Annotated in this window: 26 protein-coding genes; 14 read left to right on the plus strand and 12 right to left on the minus strand. The window is 67.7% G+C overall.

All coding sequences use genetic code 11. The features are described from left to right. Window positions 1-139 precede the first annotated feature (139 nt). Window positions 140-268 (plus strand): hypothetical protein, encoded by a 129-nt coding sequence (locus tag A3OM_RS24285; RefSeq protein ID WP_018045197.1) that lies wholly within the window; start codon window positions 140-142, stop codon window positions 266-268. Between the two features lie 317 nt (window positions 269-585). On the opposite strand, the gene A3OM_RS0118145 is transcribed toward A3OM_RS24285, so the two are convergent. Both A3OM_RS0118145 and A3OM_RS0118150 read right to left on the minus strand, forming a co-directional pair. After that, a complete protein-coding gene (locus A3OM_RS0118145; RefSeq protein ID WP_018045198.1) occupies window positions 586-2,211 on the minus strand; it encodes an ABC-F family ATP-binding cassette domain-containing protein in 1,626 nt (541 codons plus the stop codon). Window positions 2,212-2,348: 137 nt separating this feature from the next. Further along, window positions 2,349-3,548 (minus strand): patatin-like phospholipase family protein, encoded by a 1,200-nt coding sequence (locus tag A3OM_RS0118150; protein WP_026176177.1) that lies wholly within the window; start codon window positions 3,546-3,548, stop codon window positions 2,349-2,351. 420 nt (window positions 3,549-3,968) lie between these two features. Here A3OM_RS0118150 and A3OM_RS0118155 point away from each other — a divergent pair, with 420 nt between their 5' ends. Continuing rightward, the gene (locus tag A3OM_RS0118155) at window positions 3,969-5,093 is read left to right on the plus strand and encodes a histidine kinase dimerization/phosphoacceptor domain -containing protein (RefSeq protein ID WP_018045200.1); all 1,125 of its coding nucleotides are present in this window, start codon (window positions 3,969-3,971) and stop codon (window positions 5,091-5,093) included. Next, the gene (locus tag A3OM_RS24290; protein ID WP_018045201.1) at window positions 5,090-5,530 is read left to right on the plus strand and encodes a response regulator; all 441 of its coding nucleotides are present in this window, start codon (window positions 5,090-5,092) and stop codon (window positions 5,528-5,530) included. Before A3OM_RS0118155 ends, A3OM_RS24290 begins: the two co-directional genes overlap by 4 nt. A 20-nt stretch (window positions 5,531-5,550) precedes the next feature. Here the strand turns inward: A3OM_RS24290 and A3OM_RS24820 are convergent, their stop codons facing one another. After that, a complete protein-coding gene (locus tag A3OM_RS24820) occupies window positions 5,551-9,393 on the minus strand; it encodes an EAL domain-containing protein (protein ID WP_051074339.1) in 3,843 nt (1,280 codons plus the stop codon). Between the two features lie 435 nt (window positions 9,394-9,828). Here A3OM_RS24820 and A3OM_RS0118170 point away from each other — a divergent pair, with 435 nt between their 5' ends. Further along, window positions 9,829-10,557 carry a pyrimidine 5'-nucleotidase gene (locus A3OM_RS0118170; protein ID WP_018045202.1) on the plus strand — a complete coding sequence of 243 codons (729 nt, stop codon included), beginning with the start codon at window positions 9,829-9,831 and terminating at the stop codon, window positions 10,555-10,557. Continuing rightward, window positions 10,554-10,973, plus strand: coding sequence for a metallopeptidase family protein (locus A3OM_RS0118175; protein WP_018045203.1), 420 nt, complete (start codon window positions 10,554-10,556; stop codon window positions 10,971-10,973). Before A3OM_RS0118170 ends, A3OM_RS0118175 begins: the two co-directional genes overlap by 4 nt. A gap of 26 nt (window positions 10,974-10,999) precedes the next feature. Here the strand turns inward: A3OM_RS0118175 and A3OM_RS0118180 are convergent, their stop codons facing one another. From A3OM_RS0118180 to A3OM_RS0118200, 5 genes are all read right to left on the minus strand, one after another. Further along, entirely contained in the window at window positions 11,000-12,271 is a 1,272-nt protein-coding gene (locus tag A3OM_RS0118180) for a hypothetical protein (RefSeq protein WP_018045204.1), read from the minus strand. Between the two features lie 126 nt (window positions 12,272-12,397). Then, a complete protein-coding gene (locus A3OM_RS0118185) occupies window positions 12,398-12,916 on the minus strand; it encodes a DUF2937 family protein (RefSeq protein ID WP_018045205.1) in 519 nt (172 codons plus the stop codon). A gap of 295 nt (window positions 12,917-13,211) precedes the next feature. After that, window positions 13,212-13,478, minus strand: a complete 267-nt coding sequence (locus A3OM_RS0118190; RefSeq protein WP_018045206.1) for a hypothetical protein — start codon at window positions 13,476-13,478, stop codon at window positions 13,212-13,214. 7 nt (window positions 13,479-13,485) lie between these two features. Further along, a complete protein-coding gene (locus tag A3OM_RS0118195; RefSeq protein ID WP_018045207.1) occupies window positions 13,486-14,493 on the minus strand; it encodes a hypothetical protein in 1,008 nt (335 codons plus the stop codon). 14 nt (window positions 14,494-14,507) lie between these two features. Continuing rightward, a complete protein-coding gene (locus A3OM_RS0118200) occupies window positions 14,508-15,179 on the minus strand; it encodes a YoaK family protein (protein WP_018045208.1) in 672 nt (223 codons plus the stop codon). 209 nt (window positions 15,180-15,388) lie between these two features. Here A3OM_RS0118200 and A3OM_RS0118205 point away from each other — a divergent pair, with 209 nt between their 5' ends. The 3 genes from A3OM_RS0118205 to A3OM_RS0118215 all read left to right on the plus strand — a co-directional run bounded on the left by A3OM_RS0118205 (window position 15,389) and on the right by A3OM_RS0118215 (window position 17,472). Beyond that, on the plus strand, window positions 15,389-15,817 hold the full coding sequence (locus tag A3OM_RS0118205) for a response regulator (protein ID WP_018045209.1): 429 nt from the start codon (window positions 15,389-15,391) through the stop codon (window positions 15,815-15,817). Between the two features lie 39 nt (window positions 15,818-15,856). Continuing rightward, complete coding sequence (locus A3OM_RS0118210; protein WP_018045210.1) at window positions 15,857-16,240, plus strand: hypothetical protein; 384 nt, start codon at window positions 15,857-15,859, stop codon at window positions 16,238-16,240. 152 nt (window positions 16,241-16,392) lie between these two features. Then, window positions 16,393-17,472 carry an ROK family protein gene (locus A3OM_RS0118215; protein WP_018045211.1) on the plus strand — a complete coding sequence of 360 codons (1,080 nt, stop codon included), beginning with the start codon at window positions 16,393-16,395 and terminating at the stop codon, window positions 17,470-17,472. A 126-nt stretch (window positions 17,473-17,598) separates the two neighbouring features. Here the strand turns inward: A3OM_RS0118215 and A3OM_RS0118220 are convergent, their stop codons facing one another. The 4 genes from A3OM_RS0118220 to A3OM_RS0118235 form a co-directional block, all read right to left on the minus strand. Further along, window positions 17,599-18,255: a DUF2939 domain-containing protein gene (locus A3OM_RS0118220; RefSeq protein ID WP_043764871.1), complete on the minus strand. Its 657-nt coding sequence runs from the start codon at window positions 18,253-18,255 to the stop codon at window positions 17,599-17,601. Next, the gene (locus A3OM_RS0118225) at window positions 18,255-18,827 is read right to left on the minus strand and encodes an RNA pyrophosphohydrolase (RefSeq protein ID WP_018045213.1); all 573 of its coding nucleotides are present in this window, start codon (window positions 18,825-18,827) and stop codon (window positions 18,255-18,257) included. The genes A3OM_RS0118220 and A3OM_RS0118225 overlap by 1 nt, the downstream gene beginning before the upstream one ends. Before the next feature lie 120 nt (window positions 18,828-18,947). Next, the gene (locus tag A3OM_RS0118230) at window positions 18,948-19,706 is read right to left on the minus strand and encodes a phosphatase PAP2 family protein (protein ID WP_018045214.1); all 759 of its coding nucleotides are present in this window, start codon (window positions 19,704-19,706) and stop codon (window positions 18,948-18,950) included. 35 nt (window positions 19,707-19,741) lie between these two features. Further along, window positions 19,742-20,278: a 2'-5' RNA ligase family protein gene (locus A3OM_RS0118235; protein ID WP_043764369.1), complete on the minus strand. Its 537-nt coding sequence runs from the start codon at window positions 20,276-20,278 to the stop codon at window positions 19,742-19,744. A 105-nt stretch (window positions 20,279-20,383) separates the two neighbouring features. On the opposite strand from A3OM_RS0118235, the gene A3OM_RS0118240 reads away from it, so the two are divergent. The 6 genes from A3OM_RS0118240 to A3OM_RS0118265 all read left to right on the plus strand — a co-directional run bounded on the left by A3OM_RS0118240 (window position 20,384) and on the right by A3OM_RS0118265 (window position 24,923). Beyond that, window positions 20,384-21,361, plus strand: coding sequence for a glutathione S-transferase family protein (locus A3OM_RS0118240; protein WP_018045216.1), 978 nt, complete (start codon window positions 20,384-20,386; stop codon window positions 21,359-21,361). A 59-nt stretch (window positions 21,362-21,420) separates the two neighbouring features. Beyond that, on the plus strand, window positions 21,421-21,897 hold the full coding sequence (locus A3OM_RS0118245) for a hypothetical protein (protein WP_018045217.1): 477 nt from the start codon (window positions 21,421-21,423) through the stop codon (window positions 21,895-21,897). Window positions 21,898-22,067: 170 nt separating this feature from the next. Beyond that, a complete protein-coding gene (locus A3OM_RS0118250; RefSeq protein ID WP_018045218.1) occupies window positions 22,068-22,997 on the plus strand; it encodes a co-chaperone YbbN in 930 nt (309 codons plus the stop codon). Window positions 22,998-23,025: 28 nt separating this feature from the next. Then, window positions 23,026-23,694 carry an LON peptidase substrate-binding domain-containing protein gene (locus tag A3OM_RS0118255; protein ID WP_018045219.1) on the plus strand — a complete coding sequence of 223 codons (669 nt, stop codon included), beginning with the start codon at window positions 23,026-23,028 and terminating at the stop codon, window positions 23,692-23,694. Window positions 23,695-23,718: 24 nt separating this feature from the next. Beyond that, on the plus strand, window positions 23,719-23,925 hold the full coding sequence (locus A3OM_RS0118260) for a Trm112 family protein (protein ID WP_026176179.1): 207 nt from the start codon (window positions 23,719-23,721) through the stop codon (window positions 23,923-23,925). An 8-nt stretch (window positions 23,926-23,933) separates the two neighbouring features. Beyond that, window positions 23,934-24,923, plus strand: a complete 990-nt coding sequence (locus tag A3OM_RS0118265; protein ID WP_018045221.1) for an asparaginase — start codon at window positions 23,934-23,936, stop codon at window positions 24,921-24,923. Window positions 24,924-24,976 lie beyond the last annotated feature (53 nt).

Genomic DNA, 24,976 nt, shown 5'->3' on the forward strand with positions numbered 1-24,976 from the left:
TCAGCCCGAGAGGAGCAAGGGCGATGCCGGGACGGGCGCGGGTCATGTGGGGGTTCATCCGGAACGGGAGGACGTCCGGCGTGTTGACCGTCAAGCTGCGCCGTAATGCGGCGCATAACCGGTTTGAAGGGATACAGCCATGAGCCTCATCGGACGCCTCGTCACCAAGCTTCTCGGTAACGACAACCGCCCCGTCGTCCGCGACGATCGCAACTACGATTCGAGCAACCCGATCGGCCGCCTCGTCACGAAGATCCTGCGGAAGTAAGCCCGGCCAGCATCCCCTCTCCCCAGCATGCGGGGAGAGGGGCTACGAAGTTCACATGGTTCGAGGGCTGCGCGACTCTCCTCCCCCTTGTGGGGAGGAGTTGGAGGTGGGGGTGGTTGGGCGACCCTCACGCTACTGAGGCAGGCGCAGCCACCCCCACTCCTGACCTCTCCCCACAAGGGGGAGAGGGACGCGGTTCTGCCCGATAGAGCAGATGGACGAATTCAGTCGGCGCGGTGGAAACGAGTGACCGCGGGTTCGTTCGGGCGTGAAGGCAGTATGCGCCGCCGCCACGGCAACACGAAAAAGCCTCTCCCTCACGCCGCCTTGCGCTTGTTCTTCTTCTCCCGGCCCTGCCCCGGCGCGGTCTTGCCGGTCTTCGACCTATCGAGGACGAAGCGGGCGTAATCGTCCATGTCGCCGGCGAAGGGCTTCACCGTGCGGTCGGCGGCGAGCCAGAGACGGTCGGCCACCAGTTCCATCAGCGAACGGTCGTGGGTGATGAGGATGACGGCGCCGCCGTAATCGTTCAGCGCGTCGAGCAAGGCCCGGCGGCTGTCGATGTCGAGATGGTTCGTCGGCTCGTCGAGGATGAGCAGGTGGGGCGCCTGCATCGCCACGAGGTTGAGCAGGAGCCGGGCGCGTTCGCCGCCCGAGAGGGCGTCCACCGTGGTCTCCTGCTTGTCGAAGGCGAGGCCGAAGCTGGCGAGCTTGGCCCGACGCCCGGATTCGCTGTCGTCCGGCCGCTCGCGGCGGATGATGTCGAGGGGCGTGTCCTTCGGGTCGAGGGCTTCGATCTGGTGCTGGTGGAACCAGCCGACCTGCACCCGGCCCTCGCGCACCATGCGCCCGTCCCGCACCTTCAGGGCGCCGGCCGCCATCTTGGCGAAGGTCGACTTGCCGGCGCCGTTCACGCCGAGAAGGCCGATCCGGTCATCGACGTCGAGGGTCAGGTTGAGGTCGCGCAGCACCGGCTCGTCGTTGCCATAGCCGATGGTGGCATCGGTGAGATGCATCAGCGGCGGCGCCAGCGGGCGCTTGGGCGAAGGCAGGTGGAACGGGGCCACATGCTCCTCGATGGTGGTGGAGATGGGCTCCATCTTGGCGAGGCGCTTCATGCGTGACTGAGCCTGCGCCGCCTTGGAGGCCGAGGCCTTGAACCGGTCGACGAAGCTCTGCAGATGGGCGCGCTCGGCGTCCTGCTTCATCTTGGTCGAGGCCTGCAGCCGCGCCTTCTCGGCCCGGCGCTTCTCGAAATCGTCGTAGCCGCCGGTATAGAGTTCGAGCTTGCCGTTGGCGACGTGAAGGATCGCGTCCACCGAGTTGTTCAGAAGCTCGCGGTCGTGGCTGATGATCAGCGCCGAATGCGGATAGCGCTTCAGCCGCGCCTCCAGCCATAGCGCGCCCTCCAGATCGAGGTAGTTGGTGGGCTCGTCGAGGAGCAGCATGTCCGGCTCGGCGAAGAGCGCGGCGGCCAAAGCCACGCGCATGCGCCAGCCGCCGGAGAATTCCGACATCGGCCGGGTCAGGTCCTCCACCGAGAAGCCGAGGCCGGCGAGGATCTCGCCCGCTCGCGCGGGAGCCCGGTCGGCGTCGATCTCGATCAGCCGGCCGTAGATCTCGCCCATGCGCTCGGGCTCGGCGGTCTCGAGTTCGAGGTTCAGCGCCTCGCGCTCGATATCCGCCGCCAGGATGGTGTCGATGAGGGTGACGGGGGTCGCCGGGTGCTCCTGATCGACGGAGGCGACGCGGGCATTCTTCGGCAGGAGGATCTCGCCGCTATCGGGCTGGAACTCGCCGAGGATGATCTTGAACAGGGTCGACTTGCCGACACCGTTGCGGCCGACGAGCCCGACCTTCGATCCGGGCGGGACGGCCACGCTCGCGCGGTCGAAGAAGCGCCGGCCCCAGGCGCTGAAAGTGAGGTCTTCGATCTGGATCATGGGTCAGCGGCCAAACGCAGGGGAGATGCGGGCCGATGGCCACACGGGAGGATGACCCTCCTCCTATCGCAGTGCAGCAACGAGCGCGAGGGCGGGCGGCGCAGGGCACCACCCCACCGGGGGATGGTGCCGGCCTCTCAGTTCCGCGCGACCCCGGTGGCGATCGCCTTCACCAGGGGAGCCGTGGGCACGCTCTTGCGCCAGAAGGTTCCGGCCCGGCCGGTCTCACGCCCGCTCTCGTAGAGCTGGCGCATGTAGGCGGTGTCGAAGCCTTTCGCCGTCGTGGTGTTGGGCGCGGACTCGTCGATATAGGTCAGGTTGAAGCCCATGCCGTTGCCGCGGGTGAAGGCGTAGGTGGCGGCCAGCGTCGCGCGGCTGCGCGCCCGGCTCGCGGTGGTGAACGAGCGCTCGACGATGGACAGGGTGTTGTTCTGCGCCACGTCGAATTCCGGCTCCAGCCGCCCGTTGATGATGACGTAGATATCGGCCTTGCCCGCCGTGCGCAGGCGGCCGTCCCGCAGCAGGAACGATTGCGGGAGGGTGAAGACCGGCGTCACCACCGACCCGTCCACATGCATCTCCTGGAACGCCCTGCCCTCCGCCTGCACGTCGAGGAGCTGGGGCGGGAACACCGCCGGGATGCTGGCGGAGGCCGTGAGCACATCCGTGAACAGTGCGACGGCGTTGGGCCCGCCATTGGTGGCGATGGCGCCCATGTTCCAGATGACCGCGCGCTGGGAATCGAGGTTCGTCGTCACCACGAGGAGGCGGCGCCCCTTGGCGTGCTGCTCGGCGATGGCGGCGAGGAGATCGGACGTGACGTAGCGGCGCACGAGGTCGCGGAGACGTCCGTCCCCGAACAGGCCCGATCCGAACACGATGTTGGTCACGCTCGGCGATTGCACCAGGGTCGAGGCGACGCCGCTGGTGTAGATGTCGGTGAGGGTCGAATCGTAGGCCGACCCGAGGAAGGCGAAGGGCGCGATCAGGGCGCCGGTGCTGACGCCGGAGACGAGGGCGAATTCGGGCCGCTTGCCGGATTCCGACCAGCCGTTGAGGATGCCGGCGCCGTAGGCCCCGTCACCGCCGCCGCCCGACAGGGCGAGATAGGCGAAGGCGCGCTTCGAGCGTTCCGGCCGTGCGACCATTTCCGTGAAGGTGCTCTCGGACGCGTCGGCATAGGCGCGCACGCTGAGATCCATGCCGGCCGGAACCGCCGCCGAGGCCTGGTCCGCGGTGTAGGCCACGCGGGGGATGGAGCCGCAGGCGGCCAGCTGTGCGGCCACGGCGAGCGCGGCCGCGCCCTTGACCCATCCGAACCGGCGAGATGTCGACATGGCGGCGTGATCCTGGCGTTCGACCTGCATCGCCACCGGGGGATGGAGCGTCAAGCCGAGCGATAACGAGCTTGGCCATTCTACCGTTCCGGGCAATGACCGGCAATCATCGCCGGCCGAAGCCGCACCGATCGGCCTGATACGTGATGGATCAGCAACGGTTCTGCGGGCGTGCTCCGACACACGTTCCGTAAAACGATCTCGAACGACTGGAACACGGCGGCACACCAAAGCTTGTCGAATGGATGAGCCTCCCTATGTCGTTGATATCAACTCACAACGACATCGCCGCCTATCACTCGCACGCCATGGCTCACCGTCATGGCGAAGCGATACGGATCCTCGCGACGGTGTGGTGCCTTCGTCGGTGCCGAAGACTTTCGCCCTGGCCGCGATCCGCGCCGGGCAACACGGGAAGGCATGATGGAAGCGGACGACGCCTGGCACCTCACCGACCGATTGGGGGCCGAGCACGGAAGGGGCGATCCTTTCGCGGCGGCCATCCGCGCGACGCGCATGGCGATGCTGATCACCGATCCGCGGCAGGCGGACAATCCCATCGTCTTCGTCAACGACGCGTTCCTCAGGATGACCGGCTACAGCCGCGCCGAGGTCATGGGGCGGAACTGTCGCCTCCTCCAGGGCGAGGAGACCAGTCCCGACGCGGTGCGCCAGATCCGCGACGCGATCGCGGCCAAGCGCGATGTCGCCGTCGACATCCTCAATTATCGCAAGGACGGCAGCCAGTTCTGGAACGCCCTTTATGTCAGCCCCGTGAGCAGCGACGAGGGCGAGACCGTGTATTTCTTCGCGTCGCAGCTCGACGTGACGGACCGGATCGATGCGCTCATGCAGACGCGCAACGAGAAGATCCATTTCGAGCGCGAGGTGGAAAAGCGCACGCGGGAGCTCACCGAGACGCTGGCGGCCAAGACCATGCTGGTCCACGAGGTGGACCACCGGGTGAAGAACAACCTCCAGATGATCGCCTCGCTGCTCACCCTGCAGACGCGGACCATCACCGACCCGGACGCGAAGGCCTCGCTCAAGTCCATGCTGGCCCGCGTCGAGGCTCTTGGGACCGTGCACAAGCGCCTCTACCAGTCGAACGACGTCCAGCGTTTCGATGTCGCCGCCTTCGCTCAGGAACTCGCCGTCGATCTGGTGCGCGGCTCCGGGCGGCAGGAGATCGAACTCGACGTCGACCTCGTCTCCGTCGAGGTCGCCGTCGAACAGGCGCCCCCGGTCGCCCTCGTGATGAACGAACTGCTGACCAACGCCCTCAAGCACGCTTTCCCCCGTGACGCGGGCGGCCGGCTCTTGGTCTCGGTGAAGCCCGAGGGCGAGGAGATCCGCATCACGATCGCCGATGACGGGATCGGCATGCCGGTGGACGTCGGCGGCGGCCGCACCTTCGGCAAGCGCCTGATCGAGAGTCTGGTGCGCCAGCTGAATGCCGATATCGCCTGGCACCCGGCCAATCCCGGGACGCGGATCGAGATCCGCCTGCCCCGCGGCGGGACGGGTTACAGGGAGTCGATGTGACCGAACCTCTCCGGATCGTCGTCGTCGAAGACGAAGCCTTGATCGTGATGCAGCTCGAGATCCTGCTCGAAGAGGCGGGGCACGAGGTGGTCGGCACGGCCGTGTCCGCGAGGGACGCCGTCGCGGTGGCCCGGCGGACCCGGCCCGACATCGTCCTCATCGACCTGCAGCTGAAGGGCGGCTCCTCCGGCCTCGACGTGGCGAAGGATCTGGCGGGCGAGCCCGCGATGATGCTGGTCTTCCTGACCGCGAATGCGAGCCGCTTCCACGACGACTTCGCCGGCGCGGTGGCGGTGATCGCCAAGCCCTTCTCCGAGGCCATCATCGGGAACACGATGGGCTTCCTCGAGGAATGCATCCGGACCCCGCCCCCGGTCTCGAACCTGCCCCTCGGCCTGCGCCTCGCTCCCGGCTATCTCGACAGCCTCGGCGGCTGAATCCGCGCCGTCCCGTCGCGTCAGGCCGCCCTCTCGGCGCGCGACAGCCTGGCGACGACGCCGGACAAGTCCCGTGCGGGAACGGGCTTGCTGAAGAAGAAGCCCTGGACCTCGTTGCATCCCTCCGCCCGCACGAGATCGAGCTGCGCCCGTGTCTCGACGCCCTCCGCCGTGATCGTCGTTCCGCGTCTCTCGCCGAGCCCCACGATGGCGCGCACGATGGCGGCGGTGTCCGGGTCGGCGATCTCACGGATGAAGGAGCGGTCGATCTTGATCTTGTCGAACGGGAACTGCCGCAGGTAGCTCAGGGAGGAGTAGCCGGTCCCGAAATCGTCGAGGGCGATACGGACGCCGAGGTAGCGCAGGCGGTGCAGGCAGGCGATCACGGCCTCGGTATCCTGGATGAGGACGCTCTCGGTGATTTCGAGCTCCAGCCTGTCCGCCGCGAGGCCCGACGCCGACAGGGCCATGATCACGCATTCCTCGAGGCCCGGCTCGCGAAACTGCATCGCCGAGACGTTGACCGCGATCCGGGCGGAATGCGTCCAGGACGCGGCCTCGCGGCAGGCTTCGCGCAGGGCCCAGTTCCCGAGCTCGACGATCAGGCCGGTTTCCTCGGCGATCTCCACGAAGGTCGAGGGTGGGATCATCCCACGGGTGGGATGGGGCCAGCGCATCAGCGCTTCGACGCCGCTCACGCTGTCCGTCGCGAGGTCGACCACCGGCTGGTAGTGCAAGGTCAGGTCGCGGCCCAGGATGGCCTCGCGCAGCTCGAATTCGAGCTGGATGCGCTCCTCGATCGCCGCGTCCATGCTGGCTTCGTAGACGCGGGCGGTGTTCCGCCCGGCGGCCTTCGCCCGGTAGAGCGCGAGGTCGGCATGCCTCAGGAGGGGATCGGCCTCGAGTCCGTCCGAGGGGGCATGGGCGATGCCGATGCTGATCCCGATATTGGCCAGGTGGCCGTTGAGCTTCACCGGCAGCGCGATGGCGTCGATCACCCTGCGGGCGACCTCGACCGCCTCGTCCTTCCCGCCGAGATTGACCAGAATGATGCCGAACTCGTCGCCGCCGAGGCGGGAGACGACATCGCACGGCCGCAGGACCTCGCGCAGGCGTTCGGCGACGAGCTTCAACAGGATGTCGCCCGCCAGATGTCCGAACGTGTCGTTGATCGCCTTGAACCGGTCGAGATCGAGACAGAGCACCGCCATCGGGCGACCGCCGTTCCGCACCGAGCCGAGGGCCTGATCCAGGCGCTCGTGGAACATCGACCGGTTGGGCAGCCCGGTGAGGGCGTCGTGGCAGGCGAGGTGGGCGATCCGCTGGTCTGCCTCCTTTCGGGCCGTGATGTCGATATGGGTTCCGACGAAGCGGATGGGCGTGCCGTCGGGGGCGCGGGTCACGACCTTGCCGCGGGCGAGGAGCCAGATGTAGCCCCCCGCCTTCGTGCGGACCCGGAGCTCGATCTCGAAGGCCGGCTGCTGGCCGTGGAAATGCGCGACGGCCGCCAGCCGGCAACCGTCGATGTCGTCCGGATGGATCAGGGAGCCGACATAGGCGAAGGACCGGCCGAACTCGCCGGGCGCGTAGCCGAGCATGCTCTGAGCCCGGTCGGAGAACGAGACCTCGCCGGTTTGGAGGTCGGCGTCCCATAGGCCGTCCCTGCCGCTGTCGAGGGCCAGGGCCAGCCGTTCCTCGCTCAGACGCAGGCGCGCGTCGCTCGCCCTGAACGCCTCCTCCACCTCCTTGCTGGCCGTGATGTGGAGATTCATGCCGACGAAGCGGCAGACCTCGCCCGTCTCCGGGTCGAGGACGGCCTGGCCGAATCCCTGGAACCAGCGGCATTCGCCGGTCGACGGGTGCAGGACGCGAAACTCCACCTTGTGGTTGGTGCGTGTCGCGATGGCCCGGCTCGCCTCCGCCCGGACCCGAACCAGGTCCTCGGCCGGAAGGTTTTGCTCCCACTCCGTCATGGTCATCACGAGGCCGGCGGCCGGATCCGCCCCATCGAGGGGCAATCCCTGCATCCGTGCGCTTTCCTGGGACTGCCAGATCCAGCCCGAGGCCACGTCCCATTCCCAGACCCCCGCCTCCGCCGCGTCCTGGGCGAGGCGCAGCAGGTCGCCGGTGCGTTCCAGCGCGATCCTGGCGGTGATGATGTCGTCGATATCCAAGGCCGTCGCGAGCCATCCGGGCTGGCCGTCGAGGAGGCGGATCGGGCGCTTGCTGACCTTGTGCCAGCGGTAGACGCCATCGGCGCGGCGGATGCGAACCTCGAAATCGTAGTCCTGCCATGCCTTGTGGCGGTCGCCGACATCGCCGCGGATGCGGCTGCGATCGTCCGGGTGACAGGCCTCGACCCGCTCCTTGAGGGAGAAGAGCGGCCGCTCGAAATAGCGCCCGAAATGGCGGTTGCAGTAAGTGGTGTCGCCGCGGTCGTTCGTGATCCAGACCATCTGGGGCAGGAAGTCGGCGAGCAGGCGGTAGGACGCCTCGCTCTCGCGAAGCGAGCGTTCGGCCCTGTGCCGGGCGGTGATGTCGGCGAAGGTATAGACGGTGCTGCCGTCGGCCAGCGGCACCCCGCAGAGTTCGAGGAGGGTCCCATCCCGTTGCAGGTGCTCGCCGCTGGCGCCGGCTTCGCCGTGATCGCGGTTCCCGTCACGGACCCGCCTGTCCAGGGTCGCCGGCAGCGAACCGTCCCGTTCGGCGATGTGGCGGCGGAGGTCGTCGAAGGGGGCTCCGTCGTGGAGCATGTCCCGGGGCAGGTCGAGAAGCAGGTTCAGGCGCTCGTTATGGACCCTGACCCGGTCGTCCGCATCGACCATGACGAGGCCTTCGTCGATGCTCTCCAGGGTGACGCGCAGGAGATCCGTCGTCTCGCGCAGGTGCTGGTCCGATCGGGCCAGTTCGGTGACGTCGAGGCAGATCCCGGAGATGGCCCGGATGCTCCCGTCCGGGTCACGCTCGACGATTCCACGCTCGGCGACCACCCGGCATTCCCCACCGGGTCGGACGATCCGCGACCGATGCTCGTAAGTGTCGCGCGCGAATGCCCCCGACCCGGCCACGGTGTCGTCGAGATGCCAGCGGACGCGCTCCCGGTCCTGAGGATGGTAGAAGGCCAGATGATCGTCGAGGGGGATGCGCGCGAGATCGGCGGGCGCGCGGCCATGGATCCGCGCCATCCCCGCCGACCATTCGACGCAGGCTTCGGCCACGTCGATGCGCCAATGTCCGAAACCCGCGATCTCCTCGGCCATGCGCTGAGATGCCAGGGCCGCTTCGAGATGGGCTTCGCGGCGGGTGAGGATGGTCGTGACGCGCAGGCGCTCTCGCAGCTCCGCCTCGCGCTCGGCATTGGCTTGGTGAAGGCGCAGGTGCCCAGTGACGATGAGGGCGAGATCCTCGAGCTGGACCAGGTGTTCGTCGGTGAAGTCCGGACGCGGGACGGTGTCGATCAGGCACATCGTGCCGGTCCTGTGCCCGGATCGGAGCGTGAGGGGCACGCCCGCGTAGAACCGGGCCCGGAGCCCACCCGTCACCAGGGGATGGTCGGCAAATCTAGGGTCGGCGAGGAGATCGCGGATCACCACCGGCCCGTCGGATTCGCCTCCGATGGCCTGCCCCGCGAACGCATCGGACCAACCCGGCATCGCCCCCGCGGCACCCGATCCCGCCTTCAGCGCGGGAAATTCGGTATCGACGAGGGGGACGAGGACGATGGGAACGCGGAACAGGGCCGACGCGGTGCGGCACACGGCGTCGAGATGTGGCTCCGGATCACCATCGCTCGGATGCGTGGAATCCGCCTCGATGGCATCATTCCGCTCCTCGTCGCCTCGGTCGTGTGCCCGATCTTGCACGTCGCACCATCCAGGAAAGCAAGCCGACGTTATCCGTCCTGCCGATGGCGTCGATCGACGCTGCGTCATGGACGTTCGCGATGTACATTACGCTGATCAACGTTGCGATAGTCCTACTCTTTCCTTCGAACCACCACCGTCATTCGGCCGATGCGGCACGGAAACGCGAAACGGCGGCTTCTTCATCCGGAGGGATGGAATTGGCCAGGGCCGATCGCCAGCGGCCGTGTGAGCCGCGCGGCGAAGCGAAAGCCTGAGCCCGCGCAGGCGGGCGCCGACGACCGAGGCCAGCGCGACAACCGAGGCGGGCGCTTCGAGCGATTGCCCCGATCGAATGGCCGAGCTTCCTTTCGCAGGGCGCAATTTCATCGTAACCGTTGTCGATCGCATCCGGTCCTGCACCGCTCCCGCCGCCTCGAACCCCGTTCAGCCACCTTGTTCCTTCCCGGCGAAAGCCATCTCTCCAGCGCGGGCTCCCGTGGCTTCTCGAGCGTCGACACCTGGGTGTTCGATCTCGACAACACGCTCTATCCCAGCGACGCCCTCGTCTGGCCGCAGGTCGACGAGCGGATCACCCTGTACGTCATGCAGCTCTACGGCCTGGACGGGATCTCGGCACGGGCGCTGCAGAAGCATTTCTACCACCGCTACGGCACCACCCTGAAGGCGCTGATGGTGGAGGAGAATGTCGACCCCTATCATTTCCTCGATTTCGCCCACGACATCGACCATTCCACGATCCGCCTCGACGCGGCCCTGGGCGACGCCATCGAGCAGTTGCCCGGCCGCAAGCTGATCCTCACCAACGGCTCCCGGCGCCATGCCGAGAACGTGGCCGCCAAGCTCGGCATCCTCGACCATTTCGAGGACGTGTTCGACATCGCCGCCGCCGACTTCGTCCCGAAACCCGAGCGCTCCACCTACGAGCGCTTCCTCGTTCGGCACGATGTCGATCCGCGCCGGTCGGCCCTGTTCGAGGACATCGCCCGCAATCTCGTCGTGCCCCACGAGTTCGGAATGGCGACGGTCCTCGTCGTGCCCCGCACCATCGATCCGTTCCGCGAGGCCTTCGAGCAGGAGGCGGTGAAGGAGCCGCATATCGACCACATCACCAACGATCTCGCCGCGTTCCTGGGCGAGCGGGTCCTCCCGGTCCTCGGATGAACGCTCCCGCCCGGAATTGGGCCGATCTCCAGGCGCCGTCCCTCGACGACGTGGAGATCCTGGCACGCGATGCCCTCGCCCGCCTGCCGCCGGAGTTCCTCGCCCTGTGCGAGGGCGTGACGATCCACGTGGAGGATTTTCCAGACGACGCCACGCTCCGCGAGATGGAGTGCGAGAGCGAGTTCGACCTGCTCGGCCTGTTCCGGGGCGTCGGCCTGGCGCAGGGTGGCGAGGTGGCGACCGGGCAGTGGCACAACCGGGTCTGGCTCTACCGCAGGCCGCTGCTCGATTATTGGGCCGAGCACGAGGAGACCCTCGGCCATCTCGTCACCCATGTGCTCGTCCACGAGATCGGCCACCATATGGGCCTGTCCGACGACGACATGGCCGCCATCGAGGCGGCGGCGGACGAGTGAGGTCCGGATGAGCCCGCCCGGTTCCGTCAATCGTCGTTGGCGGGACGCGGACTCACGGCGCGAGGTCTGAGCAGGCTGGCCTTCGGGCGACGGGTGCGGAACTGCCCGCGCTCCACGGCGATGAAGACGAGCACCGTCACGGTCAGCGTCGTCACCCACCAGATCACCGTGAGGCCGACGCCGATACAGGCGATGGTGAAGGCGCTGGCGAAGACCGCCATCGCTCCGGGTGCGATCGCGCCGGGGGCGGTGGCGGTGGCCGAGCGGCCGCTATGGCGGATCGCCGCGTGGAGGGCGAAGGCCGCGGCGAAGGCGCCCACGATCCCGAGTTCGTACCAGAGTTCGAACAGCATCGTGGTGGGGGCGTTGCCGGGCAGCAGGTTCACGAACCGGCCGCGCGAGGCGGTCTCGAACCCGTGTCCGGTCACGAGGCGGACCGGCTCGGTGGTCACCACTTTCTGCCACGCCTTGATGGTGAGGACATTGGGCGCCGTCGGCCCCAAAGCGACGATGCCGATGGGCCGGGCGATGAACGGCAGGAACGGCGCGCTCACCAGCAGGCCGCCGCAGACGAGGGCAACCGCGCGCACGCCGACGAGGGGGCGATAGGTCGTGAGGGCGAACGCCACCGCGCCGACGGCGAGCGCCAGGATCTGGGTGATGTTCGGCGAGATCGAGAGGGCCAGGGCCACGAGGATGGCGGTGCCGAGGGCCTCCAGGTCACGCCCGCGCGAGCGCAGCCACGCCACGGAGGGCCAGACCAGCAGGGCGAGGACCGTCAGCCCGCGATCCACCGAACTCTGGTCCTCGGGCATGGTGCGCAGGAGCGTGTCGCCGAACAGCCCGAACACGATGGAGACGATGGACGCGGCGATGACGCCCAGCGGCAGCAGGTAGAGGTTGGCCGAGCGCATCCGGTCCGGCAGCGCGAGATAGGCGGCTAGGGTCATCAGGATGGTGGCCGTGAGATTCAGAAGGCGCTCCGTCGCCGGTCCGAGGAACGGCGTCCAGACCAGGGACAGGGCCGACCAGAGGATGACCAGCCCCCCCGCCAGGAAGGCCGTGGACGTCAGCATCCGGGTCGCCGTCACCCGGAGCGGCCGTTGCTTGCCGTCGATGGCGCTGGCGATGACGATGAGCGCGATGGCGATGGGCGCCAGGATCACGGTGGCGCGCCGGGCCACCTGGGCCGCCACGGGAAGCAGGACGAACAGGCCGAAGAACCCCACGCGCCGGAGCAGGGCCGCCGCGTCGAGGGCCGGATCGATGGACGGTCGAGAGGTGGGCGCGCGGGCCATGGTGCGATTGCAGCCGTTCGACGGCGCCACGAGTCCGCCCGTGCGCTACCGCTCGAGTCGTAGTGCAGGGAGGCGGTGCGCGCTGTAGATGTCGTGCAACACCCGTGCGTCCTCCGCCGCCTGCCTTCACGCGGCCTTCGGTTGCCGCCGCCTCGGAACCAGCCGCCGACCGACATCCGTCAGCACCCGCCAACCCGCCCAGGTCGCCAGGAAGCCGAGGAATCCGGCGATGATCCCGTCGGCGCTCGCCGGGACCGCGGGCACGTAATCCTGGTAGGTGGCGCGGGCCAGCGCCATGTCGGGGTCGCGCAGCAGCGCGGCGAAACGGCCCATGGGGCCGCCCGCCTCGGTGAGGGCCTGCTTCTGCGCGTCGAGACGCTGCAGGCGCTCGATATCGGCGCGGGCCGCTTCCCCGCGACGGGCCACCAGGGCGTCGCCGTTCCCGCGCAGGCGCTCGACGGCCCCCTGCCGGTTGGTCCCGCTCGCGGCGGCGTCCGCGTCGAGGGCGGCGATGGAGCGTCGCAACTCGTCGAGGGTGCCCCCGAGCCGCTGCGCGTATTGCTGCGCGAATTCGGGCCCCTGGGCGGCGACGATGCCGCCGAGGATGCCGAGGGCGAGGCCAAGGGTCCGGATCACACGCAGCACGATTCATCCCTCATGACGTCGTCAGACAAAAGGCCGAGCCGCGTGGCGGTTCCCGAACGGCCGGATGGCGCACGAAGGGGCCGCTCCGTGGCGGTTCCCGAACGGTCGGATGGCGCACGAAAGGGCGGTTCCGTGGCGGTTCCGTGGCGTTTCCCGAACGGTCGGGAGGCGCACGAAAGGGCCGCTCCGTGGCGGTTCCGAACGGTCGGATGGCGCACGAAAGAGCCGCTCCGTGGCGGTTCCCGAACGGTCGGATGGCGCACGAAGGGGCCGCTCCGTGGCGGTTCCCGAACGGTCAGGGGAGGTCCGCCAAGGCGGCTTCCACCTCCGCCCGCGTCACCTCGGCCAGGGGTTTGGCCACCTTCGCGGCCTGCGTCTTCCGCCCCGGCCTCATGACGAGGACGATCGTCTCCAGGCCGGGACAGGAAGGGTCCGGGCACAGGATCTCGTTGACCTTCACCACGGTCCCGGGCTCGACGAGGTCGCGGACCCACTCTTCGACCCGGCGACGCGCGGTATCGTCGGCCGGGTCGCGCCGGCGTCCGAAGCCGAGGAGCGCCATCGCCGCCTCAACCCGGCAGCGTCAGGATGCCGGCCATGCCACCGGCGCAGCCGAAGGCGAGCCGGCCGCCGCGCCCGTCCCAGGCCAGGGCGGAGACCGCGCCGCCCTTGGTGGTGGGCCGGACCAGCAGTTCCGAGGCGTCGGCGAAGCGCACGAGCAGGATGCAGCCGTCCTCGTAGCCGATGGCGAGGACCAGGGCCTTGGGGTGGAACGCCACCCGCGTGACGCGGGCCGGGCGGATGCCGCATTCGCGCGGCGCCTTGCCGGTGGGGCCTTCCTTCGAATCGAATGGCCAGATGATGGCCGCCTCCGCGCCGCTGGTGGCGAGCCAGTTGCCGTCCCCCGACCAGCTCACCGAGCGGACCTTGCCGGGATAGCCCGACATCCGCATGTGGCCCCGGTCGGGCTGGAGACGCCAGCCGTGGAGCGAGTTCTCCTGCATCGTCGTCACGACGAAGCGGCCGTCCGGCGACCAGGTGACGTCGAGATGCGAGCCCTTCCATTCCACGAAATCGGGAGCGGTCTCGAGATTCGGGTACCAGAGGGTGGCGCCGTTGTAATGCGCCACGGCGAGGCGGTAGCCCTTGGGCGCGAAAGCGAGCCCCCGCGCCGTGGTGGGCGCGGCGAAGACCTTCTCCCGGCCCTTGGCATCGCGGGCGACGACGTTGCGGCCGGCGGCATAGGCGATGGCGCCATCGGAATGGAGCGCCAGGGCGTCGATCCAGGCCCCGCCCTTGGCGGCGGCCACCTCCGTCATGTCGCCATCGGCCGCGACGGCCACGATGCGTCCGTCGTCGCCGCCCGTCACGATCCGCCGTCCGTCACCCGAGGCCACCAGGATGCCGGCATCCGGGTGAGCCGCCACGCGCCGCGTCTCGTGGGGGCCGACCAGCATCACGGCCCCGTCGCCCAGCGCCAGGGCCAGGACGTCCTTCAGCCAGACGGCCCCGGAGACATGGGCGCCAGCCTCCAGCGGAACGACGTGATCGACGAGTGAGGGAGCGCTGGCGCTCATCGGCTAAGAACCTCTCAGGACGCGGATGCGGAATCCGGCGCCGATTTCAGCACCGTCATGACCGTCGCGACCAGGGTGAGACAACCGGCGATGCCGGCGGGAATGGCGAGGGCATACAACGCCAGGCGGCCATAGGCGACCGCCCCGAGCAGGGAACCGCATAGCAGCGAGAGCCAGACAAGGCCGTCACCGACCCAGCCGAAACGGGGTCCGCGCCCCGCGAGCGCCGAAGCGAGCTTCTGCCCGGTGCTGAACAGCGCCCCCGTGACGAAGGTGGTGCCGGCCCGGAACCCCTGGACATGGGCGAGAGCGGCGTTCTGCGCGCCCATGGCGAGGGCAAGAAGCAGCGAGGCGTGGCCTGGGCTCGGGTCCTCCACCGCGGTGAGATAGGCGCCGGATACTAGGACGGTCTCGAAGCCGAGAAGCACCGGAGTGCTCCACCGGGCCGGGGTCAGGGCCGAGAGCCCGCCCCCACACAGGCTTCCCACGAAGAAGGCGAAGATGAGAAGGGCCGGCAGGATCGCCAGGAGGGGCGTGTCATGCCCTATCGCCACGGCGAACTGGGTCGTGTTGCCGCTCATGAACGAGGTGTAGAGGCCGCCCAGCCGGATGAACCCGAGGGCGTCCACGTAGCCGGCCAGCGCCGTGAGGACGAGGCCGAAGCCGAGATGCCAGGTCCGGCTCATGACAGGCTCCGGCTCATGGCAGCGCGCGCGCTCCCGCCGCCCCGTTCCGTCCCGGGACGACCGAGGCCGGTTCGGTAGGGTTAAGGCATTGCTTACCAAGTCCGCGCAATTCGAGTGAACGGGACCGAACATCGCGGCCGCCACTCCCGTTGGTGTGACGATCCGGCGTCGGGCTTCTCGTCCCGCCCCGGGTGAGTTGGAGTTGCGTCATGATCCCTGTCGCTTACGCTGCCTTCGCGTTGCCGAACTTCGGCTCCGTCCGCGGATCCGAAACCGTTCTGGTGGTGGAGGATGAAGCCATGGTTTGCGAACTGGCCGTCGAAGCCCTCATGGACGAAGGCTACCGCGTCCTCAGCGCCGCCGACGCCGAGGAGGCCGAAGACATCCTGGCGAGGGAGCGCGTCGACCTGCTCTTCACCGATATCGATTTGGCCCGCAACACCAATGGCCTCTCCCTTGCCCGCCGGGCGCGGCGCCTGCGTCCGAACCTCCCGGTCATCTACACGTCGGGAGGACGCGGAAGCCTCTCGCAGGCGGATGCGGTGGCGGAATCAATCTTCGTGCCGAAGCCCTATCGCCCGAGCCAGCTCATCGCCCTCGCCAACGGCCTCCTGCGCCGCTTCCCCCACTACGCCTGAGCGCAACCGCGCCCCATTCCTCCTGGAGCCCCATTCCCCATGCGCACCCTGCTCGCCACCGCTCTCGTCCTCTGCGCCACGACGCTCAGCGCCTACACGACAGGAAACGCCAAGGCCGCGTGCGACGTGAAGGGGGCGAAGCTCGAGGAAGCCATCGCCGGCAAATCCGAGCTTCGCGAAACCGCCAACAAGCAGGCGGTGCGCGACCTGCGCACCCTGCGTGACGCGGCGATCATCCTGGAAACGTACAAGTATGAGGGCGAATGCGATCGCCTCGTCGCGATCATCAAGGCGCTGGCCACCAACCCCGAGAAGGCGATCGAGCAGAGCGGCGATACCGACGAAGAGAAGGCGGAGGATCTCATGGAAGCCCGCCAGCCGAAGGCTCCCCCCGCCGAGGCCGCCCCCGCCAAGGCGAAGTGACCACGCTCGCAAAAGCTGGAACGCGTCTCGGACGGAACACTCGCGGGGCGAGAACGCTTGCATCGCTGGCCATGCCGAACTCCACGCGGCGGGCCAGTGCGGCCGGATCTCGACGGTCGGCATTTCCCTCACTCTGAAAGGATTGATCGAGCATGGGCACGGATACGGCAACGCGCGGATCGAGCCTCTCCCACGCGTCGAACGACCTGCCCTCGGTCACCCTCGACGATTACAACATCGAGTTGAAGAACGGCGAGGGCTTCATCGGTGATCGCGTATCGAAGAAGGCCTTCCGCGATCTCGTGGAGGATTGGCGCGAAAAGCTGCGCAAGCTCGGTCCCGACCCGCTCGGCACGAAGCCGAGCCACGATTTCAGCAAGCGGCGCCTCGACGACCTGTTGATCGACGGTGCCCCGCTCGCGGCCGGCGTGGTCTTCGGCGCGATCGAGGAATTCGCGCAGGAGCTCGCCACCGTCGTACGGCGCTTCCTGCGCCAGAAAGGGTGGCGCGATACCCAGAGCATCGTCGTCGGGGGCGGTTTCAGCGACAGCCTTGCCGGACGGCTCGCCATCGACCGCGCCAGCGTGATCCTCCGTGCCGGCGGTCTCAACCTGAACCTCGAACCAATCCGTCACCACCCGGACGAGGCAGGGCTGATCGGGGCCGTCCACTTGGCGCCGTCCTGGATCTTTTCCGGGTACGACAGTCTGCTTGCCGTCGATATCGGGGGCAGCAACATCCGGGCGGGAGTCGTTACGACCAACCTGAAGAAAGCCGCCGACCTGTCGCGCGCAGAGATCTGGCGTTCGGAGCTCTGGCGCCACCGCGACGAGGATCCGGCCCCGAGCCGCGACGAGGCGGTCGACCGCCTGATCGCGATGCTGAACGACCTGATCTCGCGGGCGGAGCGCTCGCGCCTGAAACTCGCGCCCTTCATTGGGGTCGGGTGCCCCGGCGTCATCGCCTCCGACGGGACCATCGAACGCGGTGGCCAGAACCTGCCCGGCGATTGGGAGAGCAGTCGTTTCAACCTTGCCGAACGACTGGTGGAAGCCATTCCCACCATCGGGGATCACGACACCATGGTGCTGATGCACAACGATGCCGTGGTGCAGGGCCTCTCGGCCATGTCGGACATGACGGGCGTCGCGCGATGGGGTGTCCTCACCATCGGCACCGGCCTCGGCAATGCCCGCTTCACCAACCGGCGGCTCCCCGACACGGTGCATTGAGAGGCGGGCCGCGCAACCTTTGGCGCGCGGTCCCCACGGTTTGGAGGGGCTCCCGCGCATCGCGAGCCCGATGTCATCCCCCACTCAAATCTTCGGAGTGTCGCAGGTCGTCGGGTGTAAAGCTGCTCAGGGCGGGGTGGGCGGCGGTACGGCATCCTGGTCCGGATGATTGCGGACGCGGGCCACCTTGCTGGCGATGCGGTTACGCAGGTCGCTCGGTAGTTCGATCTCAACCAGCCGCCAAGACCACCCCCGCAGGCGCAGGCGCAGGCGGAACCGCTGCGACCGCGACGCTTCGGGAGGCACGGCGATGACGAGGGTGCGGAATCCCCGCATCTCCGAGGAGAGGTAGTACGGGATCAGCCGAGAAATCGTGTCGATCCTCAATCCGGCGGGAACGTCGCTCCTATGCTCGGCATCGCCGCCGCGGAGGCCGATATCGAGGGATTGCGGAATACCGTCATCGAGGAGATCGATGACCGACTGTGCCGTCACAAGGGATTCGGTCAGAGGTTCGGCCAGGGCCGCCGCGGCTTCGATCAGCCTCTGTCGATCCCGCGAGAGCTCGACCTCGGCACCGGCCTCGCCCCTCGGCTGAGAGGCGGCGGCCGAGATCTGACGGATCATGGATTGGCGCAGGATGCGGAAGTTGACGTGCCGTTCGACATACCCGACGTCCCGTGCCTGCACCGCCGAGGCCAGATCATAGAGCATCCAGAGCGGCGTCAGCGTGTAGACGAACCACGACAGAATCAGGGAAATGGGGATCCACCACAATCGCATCATCGCGATGGGGCAGCCCTCTGCGCCTGCTCGCTCCACCCGGCAAGGACTGCGAACTGGGCGATCACGGCCTCGTAGACGGGCCGCTTGAACGGCACGATGAGGTCGGCCAACCCGTCCATCTCTTCCCAACGCCAGGCATCGAACTCGGATTTGTGCAAGCCGCCGCCGGGCGAAAGCACGTCGATCTCAGTCTCGTCCCCGACGAGACCGAAAGCGAACCACTTCTGCGTCTGTCCGCGATACCGGCCCTTCCAGGTCTGTTTCAGTACGGCGGGCGGCAGATCGTAGGCGAGCCAGCCGGGTGTCTCCCCGAGGAGTACGACCGAACCGGCCGAGACGTTGGTTTCCTCGTGCAGTTCCCGCAGGGCCGCCGCGAGAGGATCTTCGCCCTCATCGATCCCACCCTGCGGCATCTGCCAGGCGCGGTCTCCTTGGACATGCTCCGGCCCCGCCTCCTGACGGCGACGGCCGATGAAGACGCTCCCCCGGGGAGCGATCAGCATGATGCCGACGCAGGGCCGATACGGCAGGTCGGGTTCGGGCACGGTGAGCTTCATCGGCGGGACCATAGGTCAGGGCAGCGATGGGCCGCAATGCGGCAAGGGGCGGTTCACGATGGGATCGCGTGAAGAGCGTTCCCCTCGCGCCGCCCGCCGGACTCACTCTGCCAACAAAACCTTTGGGCAAGGTCAGCCCGGCGGAGGATCGGGGGACTCGACTTCGCCTCTTCGCTGAAGGATCAGCGCCATGAACCAGCACAGGGAGGCCCAGGCCGCGCCGATACACCAGCCGGCGAGCACGTCGCTCGGCCAGTGCACACCGAGATAGATCCGGCTCACCCCAACGATGAGCGTCATCCCGACACCGAGAAGGAGGATCAGGACCTTCACCGCACGGTTCTGGTCCACACGGGCCAGCAATGTCGCCAGGGTGAGGTAGGCGATGGCCGACATCATCGCGTGGCCGCTGGGGAAGCTCGCGGTGAACACGTCCATGCCGTGGGGGACGAGATCCGGCCGCGGCCGATGGTAGAACATCTTCAGCACCGTCGAGACGAGCAATCCCCCGCCGATGGCGCCCAGCACGAAGGCGGCGATGCGGTGCCGCCGGGTGAGCGCCAGATAGGCGACCGCGCTCAGGGTCACGAAGGTGATGGTGAAGACGCTGCCGAGTCCCGTGATGTCGCGCATCGTCTCCTCGAGCCAGCGGGGCCCGATCGGGTCCGACAGGTCGGCGGGGTTGCGCAGGGCAAGCAGGATCTTGCGGTCGAGCGCTTCGGTGGAGCCCTCCCCGACCTCGTCGGCGAGGAAGAAGAAGGCGTAGCCGAGGAAGCTCACGCCCAGCAGCGCCACGAGGGGGCCGACCTCGTTGAGGCGCAGGCGGAGCCACAGGGCCGTGGCGTGGCTGAACAGCGGATGCTGGAGATAGGTCGGGAGCGGCGCCTTCATGCTGCTGTCTTCGTCATCGGTTCGTCGTCCCTCGATCATCGATGCCGCCCGAAGGCGAAGCGTCCCCGCTGTTGCCACGGCCCGCCAAGGTAGCGCCAGAGGATCAGCCCCGGCGAGGTGAAGCTGAACGGTTCGAAATCACGCTCCAGCGTATGATGCAGGGTGCGGGCGACGTCCGGCGCGACCTTGTTCTGGACGGTGACGTGGGGCCGCCATCCCTGCCGGTCCTGTGCGGTCAGAACATCCGCGTAACGCCGGGCGATCTCGTCTCGAAGCCGGGACAGGGCGTCGGAGGCGAGGGCGAAGGCGACGCCGCGGCCCATGAAGTGAAGTTCGGTGACGGCGACCTCCGCCGGTTCGCGCTCCGCCGTGAGTTCGGAAAGGGTCGCGGCGATCCCCTCCTCATCCAGGCCCGGCAGGTGGTGGAACAGTGTGGCATGGGCCGGGATGACGTTGAGCTTCTTCGGGAAATGCCGCCGTCTCAACCCGTCGAAATGCAAGAAAGTCTCCGGGTCCATCTCCAGGGTAAGGATCAGCGGATCGGCGGTGGGCGCGTCGGGCAAGGTACTCATCGCCGGCAAACCGTGCGGATGCAGACCTGTTCCCGCTATTTTGCTCTTTCCGACAAGCCGCACATGGCTCATCTCGCTATCGGCGGGTCTGGTGGGAGACGACGGATGGGATTGCTGGTCGACGGCACCTGGCAGGATACCTGGTACGACACGAAGGACACCGGCGGCCGGTTCAAGCGAACGGATGCCAAGTTCCGCAACTGGGTCACCGCCGACGGCGAGCCCGGCCCGTCCGGCGAGGGCGGATTTCGCTGGGAGGCCGGCCGCTATCACCTCTACGTCTCGCTTTCCTGCCCCTGGGCGCACCGTGCCCTCATCGTGCGCGCGCTGAAGGGGCTGGAGGAGGCGATCACGGTCTCGGTGGTCGATCCGCATATGGGATCGGAAGGCTGGGTCTTTAGCGATTCACCGGGCGCCACACCCGACACGGTGAACGGCGCGAACCGACTCTACGAGGTCTATCTGAAGGCAGTGCCGGACTTCACCGGTCGCGTCACCGTCCCCGTCCTCTGGGACAAGCAGCGCCGCACTATCGTCTCGAACGAATCGTCCGAGATCATCCGCATGTTGAACGACGCGTTCGGCGGCACCGGACCCGACCTCTATCCGGAAGCCCTGCGCGGCGAGATCGATGCGGTGAACGCCCGCGTCTACGATGCCGTCAACAACGGGGTCTACAAGGCCGGCTTCGCGACGACGCAGGACGCCTACGAAGACGCCTTCGACGCCCTGTTCGCCGAACTCGATTCCCTCGACGAGCGGCTGGGCAAGGCCCGATACCTGTGCGGCGCGACGCTGACCGAGGCCGACATCCGCCTGTTCACCACTCTGGTGCGGTTCGATCCGGTCTATGTCGGGCACTTCAAGTGCAACCTGCGCCGGATCGCTGACTATCCGAACCTCTCGCACTACCTGCGCGACCTCTACACCCTGCCCGGCATCGCCGGCACGGTGAATGTCATCCACATCAAGCAGCACTATTACGGGAGTCATCCGAGCCTGAATCCGACGGGGATCGTGCCGAAAGGTCCAGAGCTCGATCTCGACGCTCCCAACGACAGGGCGTTACGCTTCGGAACATGAGGCCGCGACCTTCGCGACATTGCCCTCGACAGATCCGACCACGGACATACATCAGCGCCATGAAGACACCATCCGCCCTCATCCTGCCCGCCCTCGCCGTCCTTGTCGCCTTGGCAAGTCCTGCGGGCGCCCAGACTGCGATCAAGCTCGAGGGCACATGCGAGAAGCTGATCGTGGCGGGATTGGACGTGACCCAGAACTGCAAGGACACGATGATGAACACCGTGTCCCGCAACCGGACGAGTTTCGACTTCTCCGCCTGGGACGGCCGCTCCCTGAGCTTCAGCGGCAGTGGGGCACAGCAGGAGCGGACGGAGGAAACCGACGCTCTGCAGCCGATCAATCTCGTCGTTCCCGGCGAGAAGACCGACGAGGGCGTGGTTCGCGGACCGCTAGCGGCTGTCGGGTCGTGCAGCTTCAGCAACCCGCAGGAAGGCAAGACCGCGATCACCTGCGAGGCGACCTCGGCCAAGGGACGCTACGAGGCCCGTTTCGTCACGGACGCGAAAACGCCCCCCGGCGCGCCGAAACCCTGAGGCGGTGGTGCTGCGAGACGGCCGAAGCGCTTAGAGGCCGGGATGGTGTGAATAGCCCGAGTACCGCTCTGGTCCAGTTGATCCGGGGCGCCCATCTAGGGCTTGGACGAATCTGATCGGCCACCGGCGGCATCCGTTCCGTCGATCCGAGTGCGAGAGTTGAGGATGGCATGCTGAACGACGTTTCCACCGCCGGGGCGAGCCCCGCCGGCGGTCCCGCAAACCTCATCAAGGACGTCACCACCGCGACGTTTCGCGACGAGGTCATCACTGCCTCCCTGCAGCAGCCAATTCTGGTGGATTTCTGGGCAACATGGTGCGGCCCCTGCAAGCAGCTGACTCCTTTGCTGGAGAAGGCCGTGACCGCCGCCAAGGGCGCCGTCATCCTCGCCAAAGTGAATATCGACGAGAATCCGGCGATCTGGTCGCAGATCAGCCAGCAGCTCGGGCTGCAATCGATCCCGGCCGTCATCGCCATCGACAAGGGACGTCCCGTGGACGGGTTCGTCGGGGCGCTGCCGGAAAGCGAGATCAAGGAATTCATCGCCAGGCTCGCCGGTCCCGCCGGCCCGACGCCGGTGGAGGCGATGATGGCCGAAGCCGAAGCGGCCCTCGGCGAAGGCGACATGGCAGGGGCGTCCGAACTCTATGCCGCCGTCCTCGGGCAGGAGCCGGAGAACCTCGTGGCCCTGGCTGCCCTCGCGAAGATCCAACTCGATTCCGGCGAGGTCGCAAACGCGCGCCAGATTCTCGACATGGCGCCGCCAGCGAAGGCCGGTGACCCGGCTCTGGCGAGCATCCGCGCAGCGGTGGAGCTCGCCGAACAGGCGGCCTCCCTCGGTGATCTCGGCGTGTTCCAGCAGCGCATCGCCGCCGATCCCGCCGATTTCCAGGCCCGGTTCGATTTCGCCCTCGGCCTCAACGGTCTAGGCAAGCGCGACGAGGCGGTGGACGAGCTGATCGAGATCGAGCGGCAGGACAAGACCTGGAACGACGGGGCGGCCCGCAAGCAGCTCCTGACGTTCTTCGAGGCCTGGGGCCTCATGGACAAGGCTTCGATCCGGGGCCGGCGGCGACTGTCGACGCTGGTCTTCGCATGACGCATCAACGCCGGGGCGGAGAGACGCGATGAGCACCCATGCGGGCTACAAGGGACCGGGCGACTGCCCCGGCGTCATCCCGGTCTTCCCCCTGCCCGGCGCGCTGCTCCTGCCCCGTGGACAGATGCCGCTGAACATCTTCGAGCCGCGCTACCTCGCCATGGTGGACGATGCCCTGAGGACCGATCGCGTCATCGGCATGATCCAGCCCGACGTGGAAAGCGGATCGTCGCCAATGACGCCCAAGCTCTTTCGCGTCGGTTGCCTCGGCCGGATCACCCAATTCGCCGAGACCGGCGACGGGCGCTACCTCATCTCGCTTACTGGCATTGCACGGTTCCGCGTCGAAGGCGAACTCGCGACCACCACCCGTTACCGTCGCTGCCAGGTCTCCTACGACGATTTCCTCAGCGACTTCGAACCGCGAGCGGGCGAAGACGCGGTAGACCGCGAAGGCGTCCTCAAGGCACTGAAGGACTTCGTCGAGGTGAACGACCTCAAGGTCGACTGGGCGGGCATAGACGAGGCGCCCAACGAGGCCCTCGTCAACGCGCTCTGCATGATGAGCCCGTTCGGCTCGCGCGAAAAACAGGCGATGCTGGAGGCGGCCGACCTCAAGACCCGCGCTGAAGTCTTGATTGCGGTGACCGAGATGGAGTTGGTGCGCGGATCGGGGTCCGAGCCGACCCTGCAGTGAAGCCGCGACCCGAGGAGAATGACGATGACCGACGAAATCCCCACCGCCGTGGAAGCCACGCGCGTCGACCCCAAGCTCCTCGAACTCCTGGTCTGCCCACTGACCAAGCAGACGCTGGAATACGATTCCGTCCGCCAGGAACTGGTGAGCCGTTCGGCCAAGCTCGCTTACCCGATCCGTGACGGTATCCCGATCATGCTGCCCGAAGAGGCGCGGCCCCTGAACGATTGAGGCGAACGGTGACGGACCTCGTTCTCCCCACCGTCGCCATCGTCGCCACAGGCGGCACCATCGCGATGAAGACCGACCCGGTGACCCATGCACCGGTGCCGGCTTTGTCCGGAGCCGACCTCGCCGCCGCCGCGCCGGGCCTGGAAAAGCTCGCGCGGATCACCGTGACGGAGTTCTCCAACATCCCGAGCGCGGAGATGGGCCCGGACCTGTGGCCCTCGCTGACACGGACCGTCGAGGGATTGCTCGCCGATCCCGAGATCGCCGGAGTCGTGGTGCTGCATGGGACCGACACCCTCGACACCACCGCCTATTTCCTCGATCTGACGCTGCGCAGCGACAAGCCGGTCGTGGTCATCGGCGCGCAGCGCAACGCCTCCGACCGCGACAGTGACGGCGCCCGCAACCTCCTCAATGCGGTACGCCAGATCCTCACGCCCGCCACCGCATCCCTTGGCGTGACGGTGACGCTCAACCACGCGATCAATGCGGCGCGTGACGTGAGGAAGACCCACACCCACAACGTGGAGACCTTCCATTCGGGCGAGACCGGCTATCTCGGCTCCATCGACGAGGATCGCGTGGTGATCCGCCGGGCGCCCTTGCGGCGGCAGACCCTGCCGCTACCCGATCGGCTCGCCAGAATCGCCATCGTGGCGATGTATGCCGGTGCCGATGGCAGTCAGGTCCACCATGCCGTGGAGAGCGGCGCGGAAGGGATCGTGGTGGCCGCCCTCGGCATGGGCAACGTCAATGCCGCGCTCCTCGCCGCGATCAGGTGCGCCATCGCCCAGGGTGTCGTCATCATCATCGCCACGAAACTGGAGAACGGCCGCGCCCTGCCGGTCTACGGCTTCCCTGGCGGCGGGAGCACCCTGAAGGCGGAGGGCGCCGTCTTCGCCGACGACCTGTCGCCGGACAAGGCCCGCGTGCTGGCCCTCCTCACGCTGCCGATCACGCAGGACCGCGACGCGTTGCAGGCCTATTTCGATCGTTAAAACGAGCGTTGATCGGAGGTGCCATCGCTCGACACCGAAGCATTGCCAACATC

The sequence above is a fragment of the Methylobacterium sp. 88A genome (assembly GCF_000376345.1).
GTDB lineage: Bacteria > Pseudomonadota > Alphaproteobacteria > Rhizobiales > Beijerinckiaceae > Methylobacterium > Methylobacterium bullatum.

Bases quoted from the DNA above. Each gene is read 5' to 3' on its own strand.
- A3OM_RS24285 (WP_018045197.1), top strand. From the start codon at position 140: ATGAGCCTCATCGGACGCCTCGTCACCAAGCTTCTCGGTAACGACAAC.
- A3OM_RS0118145 (WP_018045198.1), bottom strand. From the start codon at position 2,211: ATGATCCAGATCGAAGACCTCACTTTCAGCGCCTGGGGCCGGCGCTTC.
- A3OM_RS0118150 (WP_026176177.1), bottom strand. From the start codon at position 3,548: ATGTCGACATCTCGCCGGTTCGGATGGGTCAAGGGCGCGGCCGCGCTC.
- A3OM_RS0118155 (WP_018045200.1), top strand. From the start codon at position 3,969: ATGATGGAAGCGGACGACGCCTGGCACCTCACCGACCGATTGGGGGCC.
- A3OM_RS0118175 (WP_018045203.1), top strand. From the start codon at position 10,554: ATGAACGCTCCCGCCCGGAATTGGGCCGATCTCCAGGCGCCGTCCCTC.
- A3OM_RS0118180 (WP_018045204.1), bottom strand. From the start codon at position 12,271: ATGGCCCGCGCGCCCACCTCTCGACCGTCCATCGATCCGGCCCTCGAC.
- A3OM_RS0118190 (WP_018045206.1), bottom strand. From the start codon at position 13,478: ATGGCGCTCCTCGGCTTCGGACGCCGGCGCGACCCGGCCGACGATACC.
- A3OM_RS0118195 (WP_018045207.1), bottom strand. From the start codon at position 14,493: ATGAGCGCCAGCGCTCCCTCACTCGTCGATCACGTCGTTCCGCTGGAG.
- A3OM_RS0118200 (WP_018045208.1), bottom strand. From the start codon at position 15,179: ATGAGCCGGACCTGGCATCTCGGCTTCGGCCTCGTCCTCACGGCGCTG.
- A3OM_RS0118205 (WP_018045209.1), top strand. From the start codon at position 15,389: ATGATCCCTGTCGCTTACGCTGCCTTCGCGTTGCCGAACTTCGGCTCC.
- A3OM_RS0118210 (WP_018045210.1), top strand. From the start codon at position 15,857: ATGCGCACCCTGCTCGCCACCGCTCTCGTCCTCTGCGCCACGACGCTC.
- A3OM_RS0118215 (WP_018045211.1), top strand. From the start codon at position 16,393: ATGGGCACGGATACGGCAACGCGCGGATCGAGCCTCTCCCACGCGTCG.
- A3OM_RS0118220 (WP_043764871.1), bottom strand. From the start codon at position 18,255: ATGCGATTGTGGTGGATCCCCATTTCCCTGATTCTGTCGTGGTTCGTC.
- A3OM_RS0118225 (WP_018045213.1), bottom strand. From the start codon at position 18,827: ATGGTCCCGCCGATGAAGCTCACCGTGCCCGAACCCGACCTGCCGTAT.
- A3OM_RS0118230 (WP_018045214.1), bottom strand. From the start codon at position 19,706: ATGAAGGCGCCGCTCCCGACCTATCTCCAGCATCCGCTGTTCAGCCAC.
- A3OM_RS0118235 (WP_043764369.1), bottom strand. From the start codon at position 20,278: ATGAGTACCTTGCCCGACGCGCCCACCGCCGATCCGCTGATCCTTACC.
- A3OM_RS0118240 (WP_018045216.1), top strand. From the start codon at position 20,384: ATGGGATTGCTGGTCGACGGCACCTGGCAGGATACCTGGTACGACACG.
- A3OM_RS0118245 (WP_018045217.1), top strand. From the start codon at position 21,421: ATGAAGACACCATCCGCCCTCATCCTGCCCGCCCTCGCCGTCCTTGTC.
- A3OM_RS0118250 (WP_018045218.1), top strand. From the start codon at position 22,068: ATGCTGAACGACGTTTCCACCGCCGGGGCGAGCCCCGCCGGCGGTCCC.
- A3OM_RS0118255 (WP_018045219.1), top strand. From the start codon at position 23,026: ATGAGCACCCATGCGGGCTACAAGGGACCGGGCGACTGCCCCGGCGTC.
- A3OM_RS0118260 (WP_026176179.1), top strand. From the start codon at position 23,719: ATGACCGACGAAATCCCCACCGCCGTGGAAGCCACGCGCGTCGACCCC.